Raw genomic sequence first — 19,114 nt, forward strand, 5'->3', positions numbered from 1 at the left:
CTGGAATAGCTTCGCGCATCGTGCGGGAGCACCACGGGGTCAGCCGGGCGGTGAAGTCGTCGTCGGTGCCGGACGCGTGCCCTTCGGCGATGCAGGCCCTGGCGCGCCAGCGGAGCCGTGGCACCGGACCCACGGAGCGAGCAGCCGCAGGCGAACCGGTCGGGTGGCGAGGATGAATGCCGTTGCGACCGCCGCGGCAGCCAGCAGCATCAGCCACACCAGCACCGCCATGCTCGCGTGGTCGCTGCCCAGGCAGCAGGGCAGCGCGAGCAGCACCGCGCCCCTGCCCAGCCGCCGCAGCCGCTCCAGCTGCACGGACGATGGCAGCCCCCCCCAGGCCTGACGCGCGTGCACCGGCATGGCCAGCGCCAGCCAGGCCATGCCGGCGAAGGCGCAGAGGGCCGCGGCGATGAGCCAGACCGTGGCGGCCGGCTCATGCATGTCGGGGTGCCCGCGCAGTCTTGGGCTGATGCATGGCGGTTCTGCCTGCAATCGCGGATACATGCTCCGCGGCGGGGACCGGTTGCAGGCTGCGAGCGCGCACGCCGAGCCGGCGTGCCGCCACGCCCGCGATGATCGCCACCGCCAGCAGCGCCAGGTCGACGCCCGCCACCGGCCAGTAGCCGTTCGCGAGCGTCCGCAACAGGTGGTCATCGGTCGTCACCCAGTTGAGCACCGCCGCCACCGCTGCCAGCACCGCGATCACCCACGCCTGTTCTCGCCATGCAGGATTCGGCAGGCCGCGTGCCACCGGCGCGCTGCGCCATGCCGCGTGCAGCAACGCAAGCACCCAGGTCGCCCAGAACGCGCGCTGCTCCCAGGCGCCGCGCGCGGGCAGGTCCTCGGGCAGCAGCCGGTTGGCGACCAGGATGCCGAGCACCGCCAGCACCATGCCGCTCACCGAGGCCACCGCCAGCGCATCGACCACGCGCGCGCCCTGCACGCCGCGCGCCCCGTGCTGGCGCTTGCGCTTCTCGACAAAGAACACGAAGCCGGTGGCGATGCAGACCGCGCCCGCCAGGCCGCCGAAGACGTACAGCCAGCGCAGCAGCCAGTGGCGGAAATGCTGCAGGTGCAGGCCGGTGAGGAACTCGGCCATGCGGCCCACGGTGGTCGGTGCCGGATCCTCGCGGATCAACTCGCCCGTCGTGGCCTTGAAGTGGACGCCGTCGCCGACCAGCGCGATGCGGTCGGTACCGGCGCGGTACACGCTCACGTAGCCGTTGGCGTCGCCAGGATGCATCAGCACCAGGAAACCGACGTCGCCGGCCTTGCCTGCCTGCTCCCAGCGGGCGCGGGCATCGGCCACCATCGCATCGACGTTGGCCAGCTCCGCGGACACGCCGGCGCGCTCGTGCGGCAGCCCGGTCTGCTGTGCGTCCAGCGCGGCGGCACGGTCGTGCAGCTCGTGAAGCTGGGTGTGGCCGAGCGGGAAGTAGTAGGTCGCTGCGAAGATCAGCAGGCCTGTCAGCGCGAAAAAGAAGTGGAACGGCAGCGCGACCACGCCGGTGAGGTTGTGCAGGTCGAGCACACTGCGAAGGCGCTGCTTGCCGGGCCGGAAGGTGAAGAACTCGCGGAAGACCTTCCGGTGCATCACCACGCCGCTGACCAGCGCCGCCAGCATCACCAGCGCCGAGAAGCCAACGATGAAGATGCCGAGGTTCTTCCAGTCCAGCGTCAGGCCGTAATGCATGGGATAGAAGAAGCCGCTTCCGATCTTGAGGCGGTCGTCGGGCAGCACGTGGCCATCGCGCGGGTCGATGGTGGCTTCGGCGTAAATCTGTTCACCGGGGTGCTTGGCGTCCGGCACCTCGAAACCAGCGAACAGCGCGACCAGCGGATCGCGGTGGGTGGTGTAGGCGCTCCAGTAGGCGATGGTGTCGAAGCGCTCCGGCAGTGCGCCGTTCGCGCGCGGACGCATGGCATCGACGGCCTGCGCCGTCGGCTGCATGCGCTCGAAGGCCGGGCGCAGCACCGCTTCGAATGAGGGCATCGGCTGCGGCGCGATGCGCGTGGCGGGGATCGCCCAGCGGTCGAACTCGCGGTCGAATACCGACAGCGCCCCGAAGAAGAACGCGGCCATCAGCACGAAGCCGAGTACCAGGCCGAACCAGGTATGCAGCCAGGCCATCGCCTGGCGGAAGGTGGCGAACATCGGCTTCATCCCCATCAGACCAGAGCCGCCTGCACGGCCGAACCCACGCCGGCCAGCAGCGCACCGCCGCCCACCAGCACCGCCCACACCGGCCACAGCCGCCGCGCCGCGATCGTCCACAGCAGCGCGGCGAGATAGGCCAACACCCCGAGAAGGCTCGACAGGAACTCCGCGTCGTGGAAGCCCATGCCAGCGGCGACGCTGAAGCCGGTGGCCGCGGCAATGAGCCCCCATGCGAACGCATAACCGCCGAGCACCGCGGCGGCGACGCGCGACAACAGCGCCGTTCGGGAGGTGGTTGCAAGCGTCACCGAGGTACCACGCGTCCTCGGGGCAGTGGTGGGCGTGCCAACCATCAAAACCTCCAGTCGACACTGAGCGTGTAATTCGCCGGCGCGCCGTAGTACCCGCTGTAACGCAGGGTGTTGATGTACTTCTCGTCGGCGATGTTGTTGGCGTTGAGGCGCAGCGTGGCGTCGGGCGCGACGTCCCAGGCGACGAACGCGTTGACAACCGCATAGCTGTCCTGACGCACCCGGAAGCCGCTGGCCCCGGTGTTGAAGATGCCGCCCTGCCAGCGCCCGCCAATGCCCCAGGACAGAGCTTCATGCGCCGGGAAACGCCCGCTAAGCAGCAGGTTGGCCGTGCGGCGCGGCACCCAGGGATAGGTGTCGCCGCCATTGAGGCCATCCAGGCGCAGCGCCGTATAGCCGGCGACGATCTCGAGGTGATCGTTGAGTCGCCCCACCGCCTCCAGTTCCACGCCCTTCGAGCGCACGTCCACCGGCGCGTAGATCGCCATGCCGAACTCGTTGTACTGCCCCGTGGGCGTGGCCAGGCCTTCCTGGTCGGCCTTGAACACCGCCACCGTGGTCAGCAGCCGGCCGTCCAGCCAGTCGGCCTTGATGCCGGCCTCGTAGTTCACGCCCTGGCTGGCATCGAGGTAACGGTCGTTGGCGTCCACCTGGTCCTGCGGCTGATGGATGTCGGAGTAGCTGACGTAGCCGAGCACGCGGTCAGTAAAGTCGAAGGTCAGGCCGGCGTAGGGACTGGTGTGCTTCGTGGTCTGGTCGAAGCCGAGGTCGTAGGAGTGGCCGCTGCGGCGGTAGCGCGCGTGATTGGCACCGACGATGGCCTTGAAGCGCTCGGTGAGCGCGATGCGCGTGGCGGCATAGGCGCGCGTCAGCTCCTGGTCGAGTTCGGAGTAGAGCGTCGGCTCGCTCCAGGCAGGCTCCGGGATTGCGTCGGCCGGGTACGGGAACGGCGGCAGCGGGCCCCAGGCCGGCGACGTGAAGTCCGCGCTGCGCTCCCGGTTGTCGGTGGTACTGCGCGCGCGTGACACGCCGACCATCGCCTGGTGCTCGCGCCCGAACGCGCGGAAGCCGCCGTTGAGCGTGGCGGTGCCGAGGTGTGCCGTGGCCTCGTCGTCGCCGCCCCACGGGTAGCCGGACAGGCCCAGGCCGGTCTCCGGATCCAGTCCCGTGCCCGATCCGTCGAAGGCGTAGAACATGCGCTCGTCGCCGCTGTTGCGGCGGTAGTTGTACGAGAGCTTCAGCGCCCAGTCGTCGGCCACGTCGTGGGTGTATTCGGCGAAGGCCGTGTGCGCTGTGGTGTCCCAGTACGTCCAGTCCTGGGTGGTGCTGGCATCGCGCGACCATTCGCGCTGCGTGCCGTCGCTGTTGGTGAAGGGCAGCGCGCCCCACATGATCCCGTCGGACTCCGCACGCTGGTACGAGTAGCCCAGCGTCAGCGTGCCGCGCTCGCCGACCTGGCCATCGACCACGCCGTAGGCGAAGTCGCGCGCGTTCTGGTTGGCGCGCAGCCAGGAATCGCCGTGCTCGTGCGCGAGCACCACGCGGCCGGCCGAGCTGCCGTCTGCGGTGAGCGGCGTGGAGTAGTCGACCTCCGCGCGCAGCGTGTTCCAGGAGCCGTACGACAGCCCCACCCTGCCCTCGCGCGCGTTGGTCGGCCGCTTGCGCACGTAGTTGATCGTGCCCGCCGCGTTACCCACGCCGGTGAGGAGCCCATTGGCGCCGCGGATCACCTCCACCTTCTCGTAGCCGGCGGCATCGACCGCGCCGGTGGTGACGCCCCAGCCGTTGGGCAGGCCCACGCCGTCGACCTGCGTGTTGAGGATGTCGAAGCCGCGCGCGCTGTAGCTGCTGCGATTCGTCTCCCACTCGTCCACGCGCACGCCCGTGGCCAGGCGCAATGCATCGTTGACGCTGTCGGCGCCGAACTGGCGCATCTGCCCGGCAGTGACCACGGAGATGGACTGCGGGGTCTCGCGGATCGAGAGGTCGAGGTTGGTGGCGCCGTTGCTGACGCGACTGGCGCGCTGGCCGACGACGCGGATGGTGTCGAGGTCGGTGGCGGCAAGGGTCCCGGTGGTCGCAGTGGTGGCAGTGGTGGCGTCGTACGGCGCTTCCGCTTCGCCGGATTGGCCACTGGCCAACGCGGGCGCCGCGGCAGACATCAGCGGCAGCGCCAGGACCATGGCGGTCAAGAGCGGACTGGCGCGAAACGCGGGATCGGGGTGGCGATCGCGGGCAGGCCGCGGAGGGATCGGGAAAATGGGTGGCATGAGGGTCGCTGGATGTCGGACGTAGGGATGGAGCCCTGTGTCCGCTGGCGACGCTCGGCTGGCGGGACTGATCGGGTTGGCGGTTCGCGGCGGCCGAAGCCGGGGCGAATTCGCACAGCCTAATGCGAACGATTCCCATTTTGCAATCAATCCGGGACGTGCCCACCACGGGACGACGCCGGTGCGCATGTGCTCCTGCGCGCCCCCGGCCCAGCGAGAGCTGGGCGAACATGCAGTACCACGGCATCAACGCCTTCCTACTGCTCGATGCGCAGGGCCAGCGCCAGCCCGTGCGCTGGGCGATGGTGCCCGAAGCGCCCTTCGCACCGCTGGGCGAGGCCCTCATACCGATGACGCGCTCAGCCGCGAGTTCCAGCAGCGCTTGGCCTTCGGCGTGCTGGCGCTGGTGCTGGTGCTCCTGCGCCTGGCCAACCGTATGCGCTGCCGCTCACCGGCTGGGCGATGCACGACGCCGCTGGATTGCCGGTACGCGTGGGCGGATTCGCGCCACCGCCTTGCCTTGAGCGCCTGCCAGCCCGGATCAGTTCCGCAGTTTCAGCGTGGGGTGTTCGTCCAGCGTGCCGTCCTCGAGGATCACCACGTGGCGCGTGCCCGCCTGGTCGAAAAACACCGGAATGGGCGCCTGGAACAGCGGCCGGCGCACGAACGCCAGGCGCCAGCCAAAGATCTGCAGCGCCTCCCGCGTGACGAGCTGGGCGGGCGTGAGGCCCTCGCACAAGCGCGGGGAGTCGGCCGGTGGCACGGACCGGCGGCGTTCGGGCGTGCGGCGTGCCGGCGCAGGGGGCCGGGTTGCCCAGGGCCCGGGGATGACAGTGGATTGTGCGGTGTGTGACATGCGGACTGCTCGGGACACGGATCACCTGACCATGCAAGTGCCGTGCCTGACTGCCCGCTGCGCCACGTCGCCCCACCCCGTAACGCCGCAGCGAGGCGCCGTCCGCATCAAGCTCGCCGTCCCGGAGCGTGGCGTCGACCAGGGCGCTCAGCCGCAGCCAAGCGCCTGCCTATTAAGGTTCGCGTCGCCTTCACGCGTGCTCGACCTACGCCAACGCCAGCTGAAGGCAGCTCCGGGCGCCGGAATAAACGGGGCTATATTCGAGCCCCCACACGAAAGGAGTATTGCCATGTTCCTGACCAGGCAACATCTTGTGATGGCGCGGACGCTCGGCGTGGCGATTGTCGCCACCGTCGGCTTGTCCGCATGTGCCACCTATGACGACGAATTCGCGGGCATCAATTCGCGCCTCGACCGCCTCGACACGCAGGTGCAGGGTGCGGCCCAGAGCGCCGAATCCGCCAACCAGGGCGCGCAGCGGGCCAATCAGCGGCTGGATCAGATCGAAGGCCGCGTCCAGCAGCTGGAAGCGTCACCGCGCCGCGTGCCGCGCGGCTGAGTGTGCGCCGGGACAGGCCGCGTCGAGCGGCCTGGCTCCCGACCGGTGGCCTCTACTGGCGATCGGTCCTGTTGACTTGACCCGTCTTCGTTCCGAGGTCCGACCCCATCCGTAACCGTAATCACTCTCCGATCCAGACCGCCCAGCTCGTCCTGGCGCTGGCGCTGGCATCTGCAAGCTTCAGCGGCGTGGCCTCGGGCCAAGATGATCCTGCCGCGGACACGGCGGTCGCCGCCGCCGACCAGCTTCCGCCGGGACAGGATGTTTCCAGCACCGTGATCGACCTCGCCGGCTGGGTGGTCGCGTCCAAGGACAGCCAGGGCTATCCGTTTGCGATCATCGACAAGGCCGCCGCGCAGATCCTGGTGTTCGGCGGCGACGGCCGCCTTCGCGGCGCCGCACCCGGCCTGTTCGGATCGGCGGTCGGCGACCACACGGCCCCCGGCGTCGCCGGTCTTGCGCTGCGCGAAATCCCGGGCCGGGATCGCACTACGCCCGCGGGCCGTTTCGTGGGCGGCTACGGTCCGTCGATCGACGCCGGCCGCGTGCTGTGGGTGGACTACGAATCCGCGGTCTCGATCCATCCGACCGCGACCGGCGTTCCGGCGGAAAAGCGCCCCGAGCGGCTGGCGTCGCCAACGCCGGACGACAACCGCGTCACGCACGGCTGCATCAACGTCTCGCCGGATTTTTATGAGCAGGTCGTGCGTCCGACGTTCGAGCGGGGCGGGGTGTTTTATGTCCTGCCGGACGAGGATTCGCTGGACAAGACGTTTCCCGGGTTCGAGCAGGCCCGGTCGACGAAGACTTCCAGGACGTCGAAGCGCGCCCGGTAAACTTCACACCCCGGCTGTAGTGGCACGACTGTCCGCCTCACCCGCCCGCCTCGCGAGTTGCATATGCTGATGCAATGACGCCACGGCTCGCATTCCAGCCTGCGATGGCGAGGGGAATCATGCAGTGATTGGGCGAGCGATTCGCCGCAGATCTTGCGGTGATCCTGCTGCGTTTGCATACCTTCCCCCTGATTCGAACCCCGGCGATTCCCCTCGCCGCGACATGCAGCATGCACATCGTCCGCCGCATGTGCAGTCCCGCATGGGTGTGCAGTCCCGCATGGGGTTGCGGCACTTCAACAGGCTCGAGCGCGGCTTGCCTGGACGAACGTGTCGCCAACTCAGGCCTGAGCCGACTCCGCATGCCGCACCTGCCCCTCACCACGAACCACCCAGCGCTCGATGGTCAGCGACTCGAGCCCCATCGGCCCATAGGCGTGCAGGCGGGTGGTGGAGATGCCGATTTCCGCACCCAGGCCGAGCTGGCCGCCATCATTGAAGCGCGACGAGGCATTGACCATCACCGCCGAGCTGCGGATCGCACGCACGAAGCGGTCGGCCGCGGCCTGGTCGGTGGTGGAAATCACCTCCGTGTGGTCGGACGTGTGGCGCTGGATGTGGTCGATGGCGTCGTCGATGGAATCCACCACCCGCACCGAGATGATCGGCGCCAGGTATTCGGTGTCGTAGTCCTCTTCGGTGGCCGGCTTCGCATCCGCGAACAGCGCGCGGGTCCGCTCGCAGCCGCGGATCTCGGCGCCGCCACGGGCCATCGTGGCCAGCGCGTCCGGGATCCAGGTGCCGGCGATGTCGGCATGCACCAGCAGCGTTTCCAGCGCGTTGCACACGCCGGGGCGCGACAGTTTGCCGTCCACGGCCAGGCGGGTCGCGGCGGCCGGGTCGGCGGCGGCGTCCACGTACAGATGGCACACGCCCTTGTAGTGCTTGATCACCGGTACCCGCGCGTTCTCTGCCACGAAGCGGATCAGGCGCTCGCCGCCGCGCGGGATCGCCAGGTCCACCAGGTCGGTCAGCTGCAGCAGCTCGAGCACGTGCTCGCGCGCGGTGTCCTCGACCAGCGCCACCGCCTCGACCGGCAGGTCGAATTCGCGCAGCGCGGAATGCAGGCAGCGGGCGATCGCGATGTTGCTGTCACGCGCCTCCGAGCCGCCCCGCAACAGCACCGCATTGCCTGCGCGCAGGCACAGCGCGGCGGCGTCAGCGGTCACGTTGGGCCGGGCCTCGTAGATCATCGCGATCAGTCCAAGCGGAATGCGCACCTTTTCCACGGTCATGCCGTTGGCATGCGTTTCGCTGCGGGTGACCTGGCCGACGGGATCGGGCAGCGTGGCGATCTCGCGGATCGCCTGCACGATGCTGTTGATGCGCTCATCGTCGAGCTTCAGCCGGTCCAGCATGGCGCCGGTGGTGCCGGCTTCGTTGGCGCGCTGCATGTCGCGCGCGTTGGCGGCGAGGACGTCGGCGCGGCCGGCGTCGACCGCGTCGGCCATCTTCGACAGCAGCGCCGCGCGGCGGGAAGGGTCGAGCGCGGCAATCGCATGCGAAGCCGCACGGGCGCGCTCGGCAAGGGAGCGGATGTAACTGGTCATGGGAAGCGTCTCCTTGTTCAATGCGTGGTCGCGGCGGGCTGGTCGAACAGGACCAGGTTGTCGCGGCGTACGACGGCGCTGCCGTTGTCGAAACCGAGCAGCCCCTCGATCTCCTGGCTGTGGCGGCCGGCGATACGCTGCAGGTCGCTGGCGTGGTACTCGACCAGCCCGCGGCCGATGCGGCGGCCCTGCCTGTCGACCAGATTGACCAGGGCATGGTTGCTGAAGTCGCCTTCCACGCCGATGACGCCGCCAGGCAGCAGCGAGGCGCCGCGCTCGGCCAGCGCCTTGCAGGCACCATCGTCGATCCGCAGCTGCCCGCCGCATGCGGGCTGGTGGCGCAGCCACAGCTTGCGCGCCAACAGGCGTGGCCCGTGCGCCGGGATCAGGGTGCCGTGCAGGCGGTCGTTGGCAAGCGCGGCCAGCGCGCGGCGGTCGTGGCCGCACAGCAGCGCGGTGTCGATCCCCGCCGCGGCGGCCTTGCTGGCCGCTTCCAGCTTGGTGGCCATGCCACCGGTGCCCAGCGCGCCGGCGCCGCCTGCGGTCATCGCCATCACTTCCGGCGTGATCGCCTCCACCCGCGGCAAGGGCCGCGCGTCGGGATCACGCGTGGGATGGCCGCTGTAGAGTCCGTGGGTATCGGTGGCGATGAACAGCATGTCGGCATCGACCAGGGTGGCCACCGCGGCAGCCAGGTTGTCGTTGTCGCCCAATTTGAGCTCGTCCACCGACACGGTGTCGTTCTCGTTGATGATCGGCACCGCGCCGATCCGCAGGAGCTCCTGCATCGTCGCCCGTGCATTGAGGTAGCGGCGCCGGTTGCGCATGTCGTCGTGGCTGAGCAGCACCTGCGCCACCGGATACTCGATCAGCCCCTGCCACAGCGCCAGCATCGGCGTCTGCCCCAGCGAGGCAAGCGCCTGGCGCTGCACCAGGCTGCCGCGCTGCCGCGCCATCAACCCGCGGCCGGCGGCCACCGCGCCGGAAGACACCAACACCACCTCGCGGCCCTGGGCGCGGAAGCCGGCGATCAGAGAGGCCAGCGCGGAGGCGTTGCGCCTCTCGAGCTTGCCGCGGCCGTCGGTCAGCAGGCTGCTGCCGACCTTGATCACCGCACGCTGCCAGGCAGGCAGCGACTGTTCGGGAAACGGATGTGGTTGGTGGTCTGGATCTGGCATGGATGCTCCATTGGACGACATGAATCGATTGTGCTGCGCACCATCCCGACGCCCGGGCACGCCAAAGGCGCGCGGAAGCGCGGACCGGGAACGGTCTGGATACGCAAACGATCGGTAAAGATCACAAGCGCAGCGCGGCGCGAGAGAACACTCGATCGCGCGCCTGGTTGTGGTGGCCGCACCTGCCGCGGTGGGTGGAGAAAAACGTGGGCAGGCCTGGGCCGAACCTGTTCAGGTTAACAGAAGGCGGTGCTCGACCCAAGCCGGAGGGATGCCGGAAGCGGTGGCCGGCGAACCGGCCGGCCCGGCGAAGGACCCGCCGTCCAGCAGGATGCCGGCACCGCAACGGGCCCGGTCACCCGGGACTGAGCCGAGCTCAGCCCGCGTCGTCGCAGTCCGTGCCCCGTTCGGCCCGGCCCGCGTCGGCCACGCAGCGCTCGCGCGCGATGCGCTGGCGGACCTCGCCCTCCAGGCCCGCGAGCCCCCAGCGGCGCCCCTTCTCCACCGCGGACTCCTCATCCGCACCCTGCAGCCAGGCCGCGCGCAGCGCCACCAGCGCACCCACGCGATTGCCGCTGCCGCAGTGCACCAGCGCGGGCGCGTCGGCGGCCTGCAGCAGGCGGTCGAAGGCCACCACCGCTTCTCGGTCGAGGTCGCTGGCGCCGACGATCGGCAAGGGGTCGTAGCGAATCCCCGCCGCCCGCACCGCGTCGGCCTCGTCGAACCCGGGCGTCTCGGATGCCGGTGCGAGGTTGATGACGTGGCGGATGCCGGCGGCGCGCAGCGCGGAAAGATCATCCGCCGTAATGCGGCCGCCGGAATGGACGCCGGCGACAGGGTTGGCGAAGCGTTCGAGCACGGGTGATGGCATGGTCAACTCCTGGTCAGCCTGGGCGCGCGGCACGTCGCCGGGCGTGGTGCAGGCGGTGAGTGCGGTGGAAAGTGCAGCCGCGACCGTGATCGCCGGCAGGGTGCGTCGTGGGGTCATGGCAGGCTGCTCATGTTGTGGGGTCGCGGCGCGGCACAGAAGGCGGCGTGCAGCGCCTCGAGCACGCTCATCGCCGGTCCGTCCGCCAGCGAATAGTGGATGCACTGCGCTTGGCGCCGGGTGTGCACCAGGGCCATGTCACGCAGCACGGCGAGGTGCTGGGACAGCGCCGAGGCACCGAGTCCCGTCGCGGGCTGCAGCTCGCCCACGGTCCGCTCGCCCTCCACCAACTGGCACAGCACCAGAAGGCGGGCGGGATGGGCCAGCGCTTTCAGCAGGGCCGCCGCCTCGCCGGCGTGGACGGCCATGTCGGAGGCCAGCGGCTCGGGGCTGGACGGTCTGGGGGCGTTGCTCGGCATCGTCGCAGGACTCGCTTGACAGGACACGGGACGAATCATACTTTAGCATTTACTGAATAATATGGAAGCCCATCATGAATCCACAGGTAGAGAGCTTCTACGACCCGTCCACGTCCACCTTCTCCCACGTGGTCTACGACCGCGCCGGCGGCCACGCCGCCATCGTCGATCCGGTGATGGATTACGAGGCCGCCACCGCCCGCACGGCATTCGACTCCGCGCAACGCCTGCTCGACTTCGCGCGCGGGCACCACCTGCGCGTGGAGTGGATCCTCGAGACCCACGCGCATGCCGACCACCTCTCCGCCGCCGCCTGGCTGCGCGCGCAGACCGGCGCCCGGGTGGCCATCGGGCGCGGCATCACCGGCATCCAGGCGCGCTTCAAGACGGTGTTCGGCCTGGAAGAGGGGTTCGCGGTCGACGGTCGCCAGTTCGACCGCTTGTTCGCCGACGGCGACAGCTTTGCCATCGGCGAACTCGCCGGCCGCGTGATCGCCACCCCCGGCCACACGGACGACAGCGTGACCTACGTCATCGGCGATGCGGCCTTCGTCGGCGACACCGTCTTCGCGCCCGACACCGGCACGGCGCGCGCCGACTTCCCCGGTGGCGATGCGGCCATGCTGTACAGCTCGATCCGCCGCCTGTTCGAGCTGCCGGACGACACCCGCGTGTTCCTCTGCCACGACTATCCGCCGGATGGCCGCGACGCGTGCGCGGAAACATCGATCGGCGCGCAGCGCGAGCGCAACGTGCACCTGGCCGGCGACGTCGGCGAGGCGGCGTTCGTGCGCCTGCGCAACGAGCGCGACGCGGGACTGGCGGCGCCCAAGCTCATCCTGCCGTCGCTGCAGATCAACATCCGCGGCGGCGACCTGCCGCCGCCGGAGAGCGACGGCGTGCGCTACCTGCGGCTGCCGCTCAACAGCGTTGGCATCGGCGCATGAGTACGACCTGGCTGATGGCGCTCGCCGGCGGCGTGCTGATCGGGCTCGCGGCCACGCTGCTGCTGTGGCTCAACGGACGCATCGCCGGCGTCAGCGGCATCCTCGCCGGGGTCGTGTATCCGCGCCGCGGCGAACTGGCCTGGCGGGTGGCGTTCCTTGCAGGGCTGGTGCTGGCGGGCGGCGCGTCGATCGCGCTGCTCCCGGGCATCGCGACCCCGCGCGAAGGTTTCCCGCCGCTGCTGCTGGTAGCGGCGGGCCTGCTGGTGGGCTTCGGCACCAGCCTCGGCAATGGATGCACCAGCGGGCACGGGGTGTGCGGACTGGGCCGGCTGTCGCTGCGCTCGATGGTGGCGGTGCCGACCTTCATGGCCACGGCGGTGGCGACCACGTGGATCGTGCGCCACGCGGGTGGCTGGGCATGAAGCGTTTCATCGCCGCGGCGTTCGCCTCCGGCGCGCTGTTCGGGGTCGGCCTCGCGCTGTCGGGCATGACCGATGCGCGACGCATCCTCGGCTTCCTCGATGTCGCCGGCGACTTCGATCCCACCCTCGCCTTCGTCCTCGGTGGCGCGGTGGCCACCACCCTGCTGCTGTTCCGCCCGGTGCTGCGGCGCGGTCGTCCGCTGTTCGCCGACGACTTCCGCCTGTCGCAGCTGCGGCATGTGGATTCGCGGCTGCTGGCAGGGGCTGCGCTGTTCGGGATCGGCTGGGGCCTGGCCGGCTACTGCCCGGGTCCGGCGCTGGCGGCGCTCGGCGTGGGTTCGAGCGAGGCGGCCTGGTTCGTGCCCGCGATGGTCGCCGGGATCGTGCTGCAGCGGCTCCAGGAAAAGATGCGGTGGCGCGCCGCGTCACACCCTCCGCCAGCGTGAAGCGTTGACGAAGTCGAGCACGTAGGTGGTGTCCTTGCCCGCATGCGCGCGACCGAGGCGCGAAAGCGTCTGCACCGCCGGGATGCCGCCCAGCTTCTTGTCGACGTACATGCCGCACAGCAGCGGGTGGTCGAAGCCGGTCTGGAACTTGTTGGCCACTGAGGCCGAGGCCGGCCTGCCGGACTCAAGCCGCCGACGGGCATCCGCCCCCGGCCCGTCGCAGCAGATCCAGCTGCGTCAGGTACAGCCGCGTATCGAATTCCAGCTGGTGGTAGTCCGGCTCCATATGCATGCACAGCCGGTAGAACGCCTTGTCGTGTTCGGCTTCCTTCATGTGCGCCAACTCATGCACGGCGATCATCTTGAGGAACTCCGCGGGCGCATCGCGGAACACGCTGGCAATGCGGATCTCGCGGCTCGCCTTGAGCTTCCCACCCTGCACACGGGAGATGGTGGTGTGGGTGCCCAGCGCATGCTTCACCACCTGCAATTTGCCGTCGTAGATCACCTTGCCCAGCGGCGCGGACTTGCGCAGGTGACGGTCCTTCAGGTCCTGGACGTAGGCATAGAGCTGGCTGTCGTTGCGCACCGCGTGGCTGTCACCGTACTTCGCGGCCAGCAGCGCGCCCAGCCGGTCCTGTGCGATCAGCGCGCGCACCTTCGCCTGCACCTCTAGCGGATAACCGCCGAGGTATTTCAGCGCATCCATCAGAGAAAACCCCGCATCAGCGGGGTTTTTTCATATCGGGCGAACCGCTCGATCAAGCAAACGGATCCTGCAGCACCATCGTGTGCTCGCGGTCGGGGCCGGTGCTCACGATCGACAGCGGGCAGCCAGCCAGCTCCTCCAGCGCGCGCAGGTAGGCACGCGCGGCCGGCGGCAGCTTGTCCCACTCGGTGATGCCGTGGGTGTCCTCGGTCCAGCCGGGGAACTCCAGGTACACCGGCTCGCACTCGGCCCAGCCCTGGGCGTCCAGCGGGGCGTACTCGGTTTCCTTGCCGCGGTAGCGGTAGGCGATGCACATCTTCAGCTTGTCCAGGCCGTCCAGCACGTCGAGCTTGGTGATGCACAGGCCGCTGATGCCGTTGATCGCCACCGCGCGCTTCAGCGCGACGATGTCGATCCAGCCGCAGCGGCGCGGGCGGCCGGTGGTGGCGCCGTATTCCTGGCCGCGGTCGCGAAGGCGCTGGCCGTCTTCGTCGTCGAGCTCGGTCGGAAACGGGCCGCCGCCGACGCGGGTGGCGTAGGCCTTGCAGATGCCCAGCACGTAGTCGATCGAGTCCGCACCCACGCCGGTGCCGGCGAGCGCGCCGCCAACGGTGGTGTTGGAGCTGGTGACGTAGGGATAGGTGCCGTGGTCGATGTCGAGCAACGAGCCCTGCGCGCCTTCGTACAGCACTTTCTTCCCCTGTCTGCGCAGGTCGTGGAGGATGCCGGCAACGTCGGACTTCATAGGCTCGACGTACTCGCCGAAGGCCAGCGCCTCGTCATAGGTCTGCTGGAAGTCCACCGCGTCCACGCCCAGGTACCGGGTGAGCACGAAGTTGTGGTAATCCAGCGCCGTGCGCAGCAGTTCCTCCAGCTGAGCGGGGTAATGCAGGTCGGCCACGCGGATGCCGCGGCGGGCCACCTTGTCCTCGTAGGCCGGGCCGATGCCGCGGCCGGTGGTGCCGATGGCCTTGCCGCCGGCGGCCTTCTCGCGCGCCTGGTCGAGGGCGATGTGGTACGGCATGATCAGGGGCGTGGCGGGGCTGATCTTCAGCCGCGAGCGCACTTCGACGCCGGCCTCTTCAAGCTCGCCGATTTCCTTCATCAGCGCCGCCGGCGAGAGCACCACGCCGTTGCCGATCAGGCACAGCGCGTCATCGCGCAGCACGCCCGACGGGATCAGGTGCAGCACGGTCTTCTTGCCGCCGATCACCAGCGTATGACCGGCGTTGTGGCCGCCCTGGAAGCGCACCACCGCGCCGATGTCCTGCGTCAGCAGGTCGACGATCTTGCCCTTGCCCTCGTCGCCCCACTGGGCGCCAAGCACCACCACCGACTGACCCATGACACTGCTCCTAGATTGAAATTCAGCCCTGGCGGATCCACCACAGCGCCGCCAGACCGGCCGCAAGCACCATGCCGCCAATCATCCGCAGCTGGCGCTCGGGAGCGGCCAGCATCTGCGCCATCGCCCGCTTCCAGGCCCCCGGGGCTGCAAACAGCAGCAGCCCCTCGAACACGGCCACCAGGCACAGGGCGGCCCACAGGTCACTCACGCCCGGCGCCCACGCGTCAGCGGTCGCTGCGCATGTACTGCAGGAACGGGTCGTCGCGCTCCAGCACCATCACCGCCTCGCCGGACGAGAAGGCACGCCGGTAGGCGTCCAGGCTGCGCTGGAATGCAAAGAACGAGGGATCGCGGTTCGCAGCCTGCGCGTAGATGCTCGCGGCCTCGGCGTCGCCCTCGCCTCGCAGCACCTGCGCGTCACGCTCGGCCTCGGCCAGCAGCACGGTCTGTTCGCGGTCGGCCTCGGCGCGGACGATGCGCGCCTGCTCCTCGCCCTCGGCGCGCAGTGCGCTGGCCACCTGGCGGCGTTCGGCGCGCATGCGGTCGTAGACCTGGCCGATCACTTCGCTGTCGGTGGGCAGGTCGATCTGCTTGAAGCGGATGTCGACCACCTGCATGCCGAGTGTGCGGGCACCCTCGTTGATGCCCGGCAGCTGGCGGTCGATCAGCTCGGAGCGATCACCCGACACCAGCTGGGTCAGGGTCTGCGAGTTGATCTCGTTACGCAGCGAGTCCTTGATGATCGGCGCCAGGCGGTCGGTCACCAGCTCTTCGTTGCCGCCGGTGGCGCGGTAGAAGTCGGCGACGTCGACGATGAAGCCGATGGCGACGAAATCGACGCTGACGTCCTTGCGCTCCGAGGTCAGCGAGCGCTCGGGCGGGAACTCGTTGGCGGTGAAGCGGCGGTCGAACACGCGCGCGCTTTCCACCATCGGGATCTTGAAGTGCAGGCCGGGCCCGAGGTCGGTGCGCGCGACGCGGCCGAGGTTCAGCACCAGGCCGACCTGGCCTTCGCGGACGATGAACATCGAGCCGAGCAGGCCGAGGATCACGACCAGGACGACGGGGACGAGGAATTGCGGCTTCATCGGGTGGCTCCCTCGCGCGGCGGGCGCGGCAGGTTGGCAGGCGCGGCCGCGGGCCTCGGATCCAGTTCAGGCGCGGCGTTGACGGTCGGCGAGACCATGTCGGGCGTCAGCAACGGCTGCTGCGGCGTGCCGCCCTGCCCGCCCATGGGCACGTAGATCAGCTGTTGGCCGTCGCCACCGACCACCTTGCGGTTGTCGGCCAGCACGTCTTCGACCGTCTCCAGCCACAGGCGCTTGCGGGTGACTTCGGGCGCCTTGGCGTACTCGTCCACCAGCAGCGTGAAGCGCTGGGCGTCACCGGTGGCGCGGGCAACCTCGGCGGTCTTGTAACCCTCGGCCGTGGTGCGCACGCGCTGCGCCTGGCCGCGGGCCTCGGGCACGATGCGCGCGGCGTAGGCGCGGGCCTCGTTCACCAGGCGCTCGTTCATCTGCTGGGCGCTGTTGACCTCGTCGAAGGCCGGCTTGACCGCCTCCGGCGGGCGCGCGTCCTGCAGGCTGAGCTCGGTCACGATCAGGCCGGTGCGGTAGGTGTCCAGGGACGCCTGCAGGGACGTCGCCGCGGCGGCCGACAGCGGGCCACGCGCGTTGAGCGCGGAGTCCAGGTTGGCGCGACCGATCTGCTCGCGCACCGCGCTCTGCGAGACCTGCTCGAGCACGTTGTCGGCATCGCGCGAGCCGAACAGGTACATCTGCGGGTCGCTGATGCGGTACTGCACGTTGAACGACACGGTGACGATGTTCTCGTCGCGGGTCAGCACCGGCAGGCTGTTGCTGAAGGTGCGCACGCCGGTGGTGTTGAGCTTGGTGACGCTTTCGATCGGCCACGGCAGCTTGAAGTTGGGGCCCGGCTGCATGACGCGGGCGAACTTGCCGAAGCGCAGCACCACGCCGCGGTCCTGCTCGCCCACCAGCACGAAACAGTTGAACGCGAGCCACAGCGCCAGCGCGATGCCGATCCAGCGCAGCGGATTGCCGCCGCCGCTGCCGCCGAACACGCCGCGAAGCTGGTCGAGGATGCCGTCGAAGGGACCACGGCCGCGGCCACCGCCGCTGCTGCGGCGCGGCGGCCAGGGATTCTGGCGGCGACCGTTGTCGTCGTTGCGGCCCGAACCGCGGTCGTCGTTGTTCTTGCCGGGGATGTTCCAGGCCATGCTGGCTCCAGTCTGGGGATCCCGCCACCGGGACCGGCAGCGAAGGGACATTCTACAAGGTGCGCGCGCGGCAGGTCCGCCACGCGCGTGTTTTCGCCCTCAGGCCGCGGGCAGCAGCGGCCGCAGGGGCGCGCCGTCGGCCTGCGCCGCCAGCCGCCGCGCGTCGCTCAGCGGCAGGTCGATGTCGAGCGTCCAGCCGTGCTCGTCGTGGGCCTCGGCGCGGATGGCGTCGATCTCGTGCAGGTGCGCGCGCAGGCGGCCGGCACCGGGCGGCAGGCGCACCTCGCCGTGCAGCCGGCGCAGGCCCAGGCGGCGGCCCAGCGCGGCGCGCAGCAGGTCCATGCCGTCGCGGTCGCGGGCCGAGATCCAGACGCGCTCGCGGACCGCGGCTTCGTCGGCATGGTCGCCGGCGTGCGGCTGGTCGTGGCGCGGCGGCACGCCCAGCCGGTCGATCTTGTTGTAGACCAGCAGCTGCGGGATGTCGCCGGCACCGATGTCGGCCAGGACCGCGTCCACCTGGGCCACGCGTTCGTCGCGCAGCGGGTCGGATGCGTCGATCAGGTGCAGCAGCAGGTCGGCTTCGCGGGCCTCGCTCAGGGTGGAGCGGAAGGCCGCCACCAGCTCGTGCGGCAGGTCGCGGACGAAGCCCACGGTGTCGGCCAGCACCACGTGGCCGCCCGGCAGGGTGATCTTGCGCACCGTCGGGTCCAGGGTCGCGAACAGCTGGTCGGCGGCATACGCATCGGCGCCGGTCAGGGCGTTGAACAGGGTCGACTTGCCGGCGTTGGTATAGCCGACCAGGGCCACGCGCGGCAGCTCGCTGCGCACGCGCGAGCGGCGCATCTGGGTGCGCTGGACGTCCACCTTGTCCAGCCGCGCCTGCAGCTGTTCGACGCGCTTCTGCAGCAGCCGGCGGTCGGTCTCGAGCTGGGTCTCGCCCGGGCCGCGCAGGCCGATGGAGCCGCCGCGCAGGCTGTCCAGGTGGCTCCAGCCGCGCACCAGGCGCGTGGCCATGTGCCGGAGCTGGGCCAGCTCCACCTGCAGCTTTCCTTCATGGCTGCGCGCGCGCTGCGCGAAGATGTCGAGGATCAGCCCGGTGCGGTCGACCACGCGCCGCTCCAGGAGTTTCTCGAGGTTGCGCTCCTGGCCCGGGCTCAGCGGATGGTTCACCAGCACCAGGTCGGCGCCGGTGGCTTCGGCCGCGGCCTTGATCTCGTCGAGCTTGCCGCTGCCCAGCAGGGTCGCGGGATTCGGACGCGCCATGCGCGCGGGCATGACGTGAACCACCTTGGCGCCGGCCGAGCGCGCAAGCTCGGCGAACTCCTCGAGCACGCCCTCGTCGGGCGGCCCGCCGGAGTGCGGCTGGACCAGGAGGGCGTTTTCGCCCCCGCGGGAGCGCTCGAAGAGCTCAGTGGGCATTCGGTCGTCGGCTGGCTGTCATGCTCCCAGACATGGGGCCTGATGCCGCCGACGCAAGCATCATTCGGCCTCGTCGGCGCCCGCGTCCGGCGCGTCGCCCTCGTCGGCGGCCTGCACCACCCCGCCGCCCGGACCCACGCGTACGTTGCGCGCCGGCACCACGGTGGAAATCGCGTGCTTGTACACCATCTGGCTGACGGTATTGCGCAGCAGCACCACGAACTGATCGAACGATTCGATCGTTCCCTGCAGTTTGATGCCGTTGACGAGATACACGGAAACCGGCACCCGCTCACGGCGCAGGGCGTTCAGGAAAGGATCCTGCAAGGACTGTCCCTTGGACATTCGGTGTTCCCCAGCTGATTTATTGTTGTTATGGAATGGCGGAGATGCCGCGCCGCCCGACCACTCCCCGGCGGCGACGCGCCGATCTTATACGACCCGGGCCCCCGTGGCCGG

21 protein-coding genes and 1 pseudogene are annotated in these 19,114 nt (G+C 69.8%); 5 read left to right on the top strand and 17 right to left on the bottom strand.

Annotated features, from left to right (window positions below):
- Positions 1 to 39 precede the first annotated feature (39 nt).
- From WCE39_RS01240 to WCE39_RS01260, 5 genes are all read right to left on the bottom strand, one after another.
- Positions 40 to 441 carry a DUF3325 domain-containing protein gene (locus WCE39_RS01240; protein WP_343274899.1) on the bottom strand — a complete coding sequence of 134 codons (402 nt, stop codon included), beginning with the start codon at positions 439 to 441 and terminating at the stop codon, positions 40 to 42.
- Positions 434 to 2,155 (bottom strand): PepSY-associated TM helix domain-containing protein, encoded by a 1,722-nt coding sequence (locus WCE39_RS01245; protein ID WP_343274900.1) that lies wholly within the window; start codon positions 2,153 to 2,155, stop codon positions 434 to 436. The genes WCE39_RS01240 and WCE39_RS01245 overlap by 8 nt, the downstream gene beginning before the upstream one ends.
- 14 nt (positions 2,156 to 2,169) lie before the next feature.
- Entirely contained in the window at positions 2,170 to 2,511 is a 342-nt protein-coding gene (locus WCE39_RS01250; protein ID WP_343274901.1) for an iron uptake protein, read from the bottom strand.
- Positions 2,511 to 4,652 carry a TonB-dependent siderophore receptor gene (locus WCE39_RS01255; RefSeq protein ID WP_343274946.1) on the bottom strand — a complete coding sequence of 714 codons (2,142 nt, stop codon included), beginning with the start codon at positions 4,650 to 4,652 and terminating at the stop codon, positions 2,511 to 2,513. The genes WCE39_RS01250 and WCE39_RS01255 overlap by 1 nt, the downstream gene beginning before the upstream one ends.
- Before the next feature lie 628 nt (positions 4,653 to 5,280).
- Complete coding sequence (locus tag WCE39_RS01260; protein WP_343274902.1) at positions 5,281 to 5,478, bottom strand: hypothetical protein; 198 nt, start codon at positions 5,476 to 5,478, stop codon at positions 5,281 to 5,283.
- A 406-nt stretch (positions 5,479 to 5,884) separates the two neighbouring features.
- Between WCE39_RS01260 and WCE39_RS01265 the strand changes: the two genes are divergently transcribed.
- Entirely contained in the window at positions 5,885 to 6,154 is a 270-nt protein-coding gene (locus tag WCE39_RS01265) for a hypothetical protein (protein ID WP_343274903.1), read from the top strand.
- Positions 6,155 to 6,312: 158 nt separating this feature from the next.
- A complete protein-coding gene (locus WCE39_RS01270; RefSeq protein ID WP_449283956.1) occupies positions 6,313 to 6,990 on the top strand; it encodes a hypothetical protein in 678 nt (225 codons plus the stop codon).
- 341 nt (positions 6,991 to 7,331) lie between these two features.
- Here the strand turns inward: WCE39_RS01270 and WCE39_RS01275 are convergent, their stop codons facing one another.
- The 4 genes from WCE39_RS01275 to WCE39_RS01290 all read right to left on the bottom strand — a co-directional run bounded on the left by WCE39_RS01275 (position 7,332) and on the right by WCE39_RS01290 (position 11,125).
- Positions 7,332 to 8,600 carry a glutamate-5-semialdehyde dehydrogenase gene (locus tag WCE39_RS01275; RefSeq protein WP_343274904.1) on the bottom strand — a complete coding sequence of 423 codons (1,269 nt, stop codon included), beginning with the start codon at positions 8,598 to 8,600 and terminating at the stop codon, positions 7,332 to 7,334.
- A 17-nt stretch (positions 8,601 to 8,617) separates the two neighbouring features.
- A complete protein-coding gene (gene proB / locus WCE39_RS01280) occupies positions 8,618 to 9,778 on the bottom strand; it encodes a glutamate 5-kinase (protein ID WP_343274905.1) in 1,161 nt (386 codons plus the stop codon).
- A 376-nt stretch (positions 9,779 to 10,154) separates the two neighbouring features.
- Positions 10,155 to 10,766 carry a beta-lactamase hydrolase domain-containing protein gene (locus WCE39_RS01285; RefSeq protein ID WP_343274906.1) on the bottom strand — a complete coding sequence of 204 codons (612 nt, stop codon included), beginning with the start codon at positions 10,764 to 10,766 and terminating at the stop codon, positions 10,155 to 10,157.
- Entirely contained in the window at positions 10,763 to 11,125 is a 363-nt protein-coding gene (locus WCE39_RS01290; RefSeq protein ID WP_343274907.1) for an ArsR/SmtB family transcription factor, read from the bottom strand. Before WCE39_RS01290 ends, WCE39_RS01285 begins: the two co-directional genes overlap by 4 nt.
- Positions 11,126 to 11,199: 74 nt before the next feature.
- Between WCE39_RS01290 and WCE39_RS01295 the strand changes: the two genes are divergently transcribed.
- The 3 genes from WCE39_RS01295 to WCE39_RS01305 are packed head-to-tail and all read left to right on the top strand — an operon-like array spanning position 11,200 to position 12,940.
- Complete coding sequence (locus WCE39_RS01295) at positions 11,200 to 12,072, top strand: MBL fold metallo-hydrolase (RefSeq protein WP_449283955.1); 873 nt, start codon at positions 11,200 to 11,202, stop codon at positions 12,070 to 12,072.
- Entirely contained in the window at positions 12,069 to 12,494 is a 426-nt protein-coding gene (locus WCE39_RS01300; RefSeq protein WP_343274908.1) for a YeeE/YedE family protein, read from the top strand. Before WCE39_RS01295 ends, WCE39_RS01300 begins: the two co-directional genes overlap by 4 nt.
- The gene (locus WCE39_RS01305) at positions 12,491 to 12,940 is read left to right on the top strand and encodes a YeeE/YedE family protein (RefSeq protein ID WP_343274909.1); all 450 of its coding nucleotides are present in this window, start codon (positions 12,491 to 12,493) and stop codon (positions 12,938 to 12,940) included. Before WCE39_RS01300 ends, WCE39_RS01305 begins: the two co-directional genes overlap by 4 nt.
- Positions 12,941 to 12,943: 3 nt before the next feature.
- Here the strand turns inward: WCE39_RS01305 and WCE39_RS01310 are convergent.
- The 8 genes and pseudogenes from WCE39_RS01310 to hfq all read right to left on the bottom strand — a co-directional run.
- A pseudogene (locus tag WCE39_RS01310) lies at positions 12,944 to 13,099 on the bottom strand (type I restriction enzyme subunit R domain-containing protein); the annotation flags it as partial.
- 25 nt (positions 13,100 to 13,124) lie between these two features.
- On the bottom strand, positions 13,125 to 13,649 hold the full coding sequence (locus WCE39_RS01315) for a M48 family metallopeptidase (RefSeq protein ID WP_343274910.1): 525 nt from the start codon (positions 13,647 to 13,649) through the stop codon (positions 13,125 to 13,127).
- Positions 13,650 to 13,701: 52 nt separating this feature from the next.
- Entirely contained in the window at positions 13,702 to 14,994 is a 1,293-nt protein-coding gene (locus WCE39_RS01320; protein ID WP_343274911.1) for an adenylosuccinate synthase, read from the bottom strand.
- 22 nt (positions 14,995 to 15,016) lie between these two features.
- Positions 15,017 to 15,205 (bottom strand): DUF2065 domain-containing protein, encoded by a 189-nt coding sequence (locus WCE39_RS01325; RefSeq protein WP_343274912.1) that lies wholly within the window; start codon positions 15,203 to 15,205, stop codon positions 15,017 to 15,019.
- A 16-nt stretch (positions 15,206 to 15,221) separates the two neighbouring features.
- On the bottom strand, positions 15,222 to 16,085 hold the full coding sequence (hflC, locus tag WCE39_RS01330) for a protease modulator HflC (RefSeq protein WP_343274913.1): 864 nt from the start codon (positions 16,083 to 16,085) through the stop codon (positions 15,222 to 15,224).
- Complete coding sequence (gene hflK, locus WCE39_RS01335; RefSeq protein WP_343274914.1) at positions 16,082 to 17,236, bottom strand: FtsH protease activity modulator HflK; 1,155 nt, start codon at positions 17,234 to 17,236, stop codon at positions 16,082 to 16,084. The genes hflC and hflK overlap by 4 nt, the downstream gene beginning before the upstream one ends.
- Before the next feature lie 99 nt (positions 17,237 to 17,335).
- Positions 17,336 to 18,655: a ribosome rescue GTPase HflX gene (gene hflX / locus WCE39_RS01340; protein WP_343274915.1), complete on the bottom strand. Its 1,320-nt coding sequence runs from the start codon at positions 18,653 to 18,655 to the stop codon at positions 17,336 to 17,338.
- 60 nt (positions 18,656 to 18,715) lie between these two features.
- On the bottom strand, positions 18,716 to 19,000 hold the full coding sequence (gene hfq, locus WCE39_RS01345; RefSeq protein ID WP_343274916.1) for an RNA chaperone Hfq: 285 nt from the start codon (positions 18,998 to 19,000) through the stop codon (positions 18,716 to 18,718).
- Positions 19,001 to 19,114: the final 114 nt, after the last annotated feature.

This window comes from Luteimonas yanweni, assembly GCF_039548475.1.
Lineage (GTDB): Bacteria > Pseudomonadota > Gammaproteobacteria > Xanthomonadales > Xanthomonadaceae > Luteimonas.

Bases quoted from the DNA above. Each gene is read 5' to 3' on its own strand.
- WCE39_RS01240 (WP_343274899.1), bottom strand. From the start codon at position 441: ATGCATGAGCCGGCCGCCACGGTCTGGCTCATCGCCGCGGCCCTCTGC.
- WCE39_RS01245 (WP_343274900.1), bottom strand. From the start codon at position 2,155: ATGTTCGCCACCTTCCGCCAGGCGATGGCCTGGCTGCATACCTGGTTC.
- WCE39_RS01250 (WP_343274901.1), bottom strand. From the start codon at position 2,511: ATGGTTGGCACGCCCACCACTGCCCCGAGGACGCGTGGTACCTCGGTG.
- WCE39_RS01255 (WP_343274946.1), bottom strand. From the start codon at position 4,652: ATGGTCCTGGCGCTGCCGCTGATGTCTGCCGCGGCGCCCGCGTTGGCC.
- WCE39_RS01265 (WP_343274903.1), top strand. From the start codon at position 5,885: ATGTTCCTGACCAGGCAACATCTTGTGATGGCGCGGACGCTCGGCGTG.
- WCE39_RS01275 (WP_343274904.1), bottom strand. From the start codon at position 8,600: ATGACCAGTTACATCCGCTCCCTTGCCGAGCGCGCCCGTGCGGCTTCG.
- proB (WP_343274905.1), bottom strand. From the start codon at position 9,778: ATGCCAGATCCAGACCACCAACCACATCCGTTTCCCGAACAGTCGCTG.
- WCE39_RS01285 (WP_343274906.1), bottom strand. From the start codon at position 10,766: ATGACCCCACGACGCACCCTGCCGGCGATCACGGTCGCGGCTGCACTT.
- WCE39_RS01290 (WP_343274907.1), bottom strand. From the start codon at position 11,125: ATGCCGAGCAACGCCCCCAGACCGTCCAGCCCCGAGCCGCTGGCCTCC.
- WCE39_RS01295 (WP_449283955.1), top strand. From the start codon at position 11,200: ATGAATCCACAGGTAGAGAGCTTCTACGACCCGTCCACGTCCACCTTC.
- WCE39_RS01300 (WP_343274908.1), top strand. From the start codon at position 12,069: ATGAGTACGACCTGGCTGATGGCGCTCGCCGGCGGCGTGCTGATCGGG.
- WCE39_RS01305 (WP_343274909.1), top strand. From the start codon at position 12,491: ATGAAGCGTTTCATCGCCGCGGCGTTCGCCTCCGGCGCGCTGTTCGGG.
- WCE39_RS01315 (WP_343274910.1), bottom strand. From the start codon at position 13,649: ATGGATGCGCTGAAATACCTCGGCGGTTATCCGCTAGAGGTGCAGGCG.
- WCE39_RS01320 (WP_343274911.1), bottom strand. From the start codon at position 14,994: ATGGGTCAGTCGGTGGTGGTGCTTGGCGCCCAGTGGGGCGACGAGGGC.
- hflC (WP_343274913.1), bottom strand. From the start codon at position 16,085: ATGAAGCCGCAATTCCTCGTCCCCGTCGTCCTGGTCGTGATCCTCGGC.
- hflK (WP_343274914.1), bottom strand. From the start codon at position 17,236: ATGGCCTGGAACATCCCCGGCAAGAACAACGACGACCGCGGTTCGGGC.
- hflX (WP_343274915.1), bottom strand. From the start codon at position 18,655: ATGCCCACTGAGCTCTTCGAGCGCTCCCGCGGGGGCGAAAACGCCCTC.
- hfq (WP_343274916.1), bottom strand. From the start codon at position 19,000: ATGTCCAAGGGACAGTCCTTGCAGGATCCTTTCCTGAACGCCCTGCGC.